Origin of the sequence: Pseudomonas sp. KB_12, assembly GCF_052114545.1 — a bacterium.
In the GTDB taxonomy this organism is placed as follows: domain Bacteria; phylum Pseudomonadota; class Gammaproteobacteria; order Pseudomonadales; family Pseudomonadaceae; genus Aquipseudomonas; species Aquipseudomonas brassicacearum.
On the sequence record NZ_JBFREY010000074.1, the window covers coordinates 1 to 3,375 of the forward strand.

Below are 3,375 nucleotides of genomic sequence, written 5' to 3' on the forward strand. Positions count from 1 at the left end.
AAAACAAAACCCCTACCTGCATCAGCAGATAGGGGTTTCGGAATTTAATCTTGACGATGACCTACTCTCACATGGGGAAACCCCACACTACCATCGGCGATGCATCGTTTCACTGCTGAGTTCGGGATGGGATCAGGTGGTTCCAATGCTCTATGGTCGTCAAGAAATTCGGGTACYGAGTCGTGGCCAGTTGGCCTCGCTTCAGCAAATTGGGTATGTGATAGYKTCGGTGTTTTGTGAGATTCGAACTTTCGGTTCGTTTCGTCTTCACACACCGCAATCTGGTCTCTTTCGAGTTCACAAATTGCTTGGGTGTTATATGGTCAAGCCTCACGGGCAATTAGTACAGGTTAGCTCAACGCCTCACAGCGCTTACACACCCTGCCTATCAACGTCGTAGTCTTCGACGGCCCTTCAGGGGACTCAAGGTCCCAGTGAGATCTCATCTTGAGGCAAGTTTCCCGCTTAGATGCTTTCAGCGGTTATCTTTTCCGAACATAGCTACCCGGCAATGCCACTGGCGTGACAACCGGAACACCAGAGGTTCGTCCACTCCGGTCCTCTCGTACTAGGAGCAGCCCCTCTCAAATCTCAAACGTCCACGGCAGATAGGGACCGAACTGTCTCACGACGTTCTAAACCCAGCTCGCGTACCACTTTAAATGGCGAACAGCCATACCCTTGGGACCGGCTTCAGCCCCAGGATGTGATGAGCCGACATCGAGGTGCCAAACACCGCCGTCGATATGAACTCTTGGGCGGTATCAGCCTGTTATCCCCGGAGTACCTTTTATCCGTTGAGCGATGGCCCTTCCATACAGAACCACCGGATCACTAAGACCTACTTTCGTACCTGCTCGACGTGTCTGTCTCGCAGTCAAGCGCGCTTTTGCCTTTATACTCTACGACCGATTTCCGACCGGTCTGAGCGCACCTTCGTACTCCTCCGTTACTCTTTAGGAGGAGACCGCCCCAGTCAAACTACCCACCATACACTGTCCTCGATCCGGATAACGGACCTGAGTTAGAACCTCAAAGTTGCCAGGGTGGTATTTCAAGGATGGCTCCACGCGAACTGGCGTCCACGCTTCAAAGCCTCCCACCTATCCTACACAAGCAAATTCAAAGTCCAGTGCAAAGCTATAGTAAAGGTTCACGGGGTCTTTCCGTCTAGCCGCGGATACACTGCATCTTCACAGCGATTTCAATTTCACTGAGTCTCGGGTGGAGACAGCGCCGCCATCGTTACGCCATTCGTGCAGGTCGGAACTTACCCGACAAGGAATTTCGCTACCTTAGGACCGTTATAGTTACGGCCGCCGTTTACCGGGGCTTCGATCAAGAGCTTCGCGTTAGCTAACCCCATCAATTAACCTTCCGGCACCGGGCAGGCGTCACACCCTATACGTCCACTTTCGTGTTTGCAGAGTGCTGTGTTTTTAATAAACAGTCGCAGCGGCCTGGTATCTTCGACCGGCGTGGGCTTACGCAGCAAGTGCTTCACCCTCACCGGCGCACCTTCTCCCGAAGTTACGGTGCCATTTTGCCTAGTTCCTTCACCCGAGTTCTCTCAAGCGCCTTGGTATTCTCTACCCAACCACCTGTGTCGGTTTGGGGTACGGTTCCTGGTTACCTGAAGCTTAGAAGCTTTTCTTGGAAGCATGGCATCAACCACTTCGTCACCCAAAGGGTAACTCGTCATCAGCTCTCGGCCTTAGAAYCCCGGATTTACCTAAGATTCCAGCCTACCACCTTAAACTTGGACAACCAACGCCAAGCTGGCCTAGCCTTCTCCGTCCCTCCATCGCAATAACCAGAAGTACAGGAATATTAACCTGTTTTCCATCGACTACGCTTTTCAGCCTCGCCTTAGGGACCGACTAACCCTGCGTCGATTAACGTTGCGCAGGAAACCTTGGTCTTTCGGCGTGGGTGTTTTTCACACCCATTGTCGTTACTCATGTCAGCATTCGCACTTCTGATACCTCCAGCAAGCTTCTCAACTCACCTTCACAGGCTTACAGAACGCTCCTCTACCGCATCACTTACGTGATACCCGTAGCTTCGGTGTATGGTTTGAGCCCCGTTACATCTTCCGCGCAGGCCGACTCGACTAGTGAGCTATTACGCTTTCTTTAAAGGGTGGCTGCTTCTAAGCCAACCTCCTAGCTGTCTAAGCCTTCCCACATCGTTTCCCACTTAACCATAACTTTGGGACCTTAGCTGACGGTCTGGGTTGTTTCCCTTTTCACGACGGACGTTAGCACCCGCCGTGTGTCTCCCATGCTCGGCACTTGTAGGTATTCGGAGTTTGCATCGGTTTGGTAAGTCGGGATGACCCCCTAGCCGAAACAGTGCTCTACCCCCTACAGTGATACATGAGGCGCTACCTAAATAGCTTTCGAGGAGAACCAGCTATCTCCGAGCTTGATTAGCCTTTCACTCCGATCCACAGGTCATCCGCTAACTTTTCAACGGTAGTCGGTTCGGTCCTCCAGTTAGTGTTACCCAACCTTCAACCTGCCCATGGATAGATCGCCCGGTTTCGGGTCTATTCCCAGCGACTAGACGCCCTATTAAGACTCGCTTTCGCTACGCCTCCCCTATTCGGTTAAGCTCGCCACTGAAAATAAGTCGCTGACCCATTATACAAAAGGTACGCAGTCACCCAACAAAGTGGGCTCCCACTGCTTGTACGCATACGGTTTCAGGATCTATTTCACTCCCCTCTCCGGGGTTCTTTTCGCCTTTCCCTCACGGTACTAGTTCACTATCGGTCAGTCAGTAGTATTTAGCCTTGGAGGATGGTCCCCCCATATTCAGACAAAGTTTCTCGTGCTCCGTCCTACTCGATTTCACTTCTAAGATCCTTTCGCGTACAGGGCTATCACCCACTATGGCCGCACTTTCCAGAGCGTTCCGCTAAAATCAAAGAAGCTTAAGGGCTAGTCCCCGTTCGCTCGCCACTACTAAGGGAATCTCGGTTGATTTCTTTTCCTCAGGGTACTTAGATGTTTCAGTTCCCCTGGTTCGCCTCTTGCACCTATGTATTCAGTACAAGATAACCATCTTATGATGGCTGGGTTCCCCCATTCAGACATCTCCGGATCAAAGTCTGTTTGCCGACTCCCCGAAGCTTTTCGCAGGCTACCACGTCTTTCATCGCCTCTGACTGCCAAGGCATCCACCGTATGCGCTTCTTCACTTGACCATATAACCCCAAGCAATCTGGTTATACTGTGAAGACGACATTCGCCGAAAATTCGATCTTGCTCATGAGAGCAACTCACAAATTTTACCTTAGCCTGATCCGTTACCAGTGAAAGTAACGTTCAGTCTATCTTTCTATCACATACCCAAATTTTTAAAGAACGA

General features: G+C 51.2%; 2 rRNA genes. Both read right to left on the reverse strand.

Annotation, left to right across the window (positions count from 1 at the left end):
- Window positions 1–48: 48 nt before the first annotated feature.
- Window positions 49–164: ribosomal RNA gene (gene rrf / locus AB4Z20_RS27865) — 5S ribosomal RNA — on the reverse strand.
- Window positions 165–319: 155 nt separating this feature from the next.
- Window positions 320–3,211: ribosomal RNA gene (locus AB4Z20_RS27870) — 23S ribosomal RNA — on the reverse strand.
- Window positions 3,212–3,375: the final 164 nt, after the last annotated feature.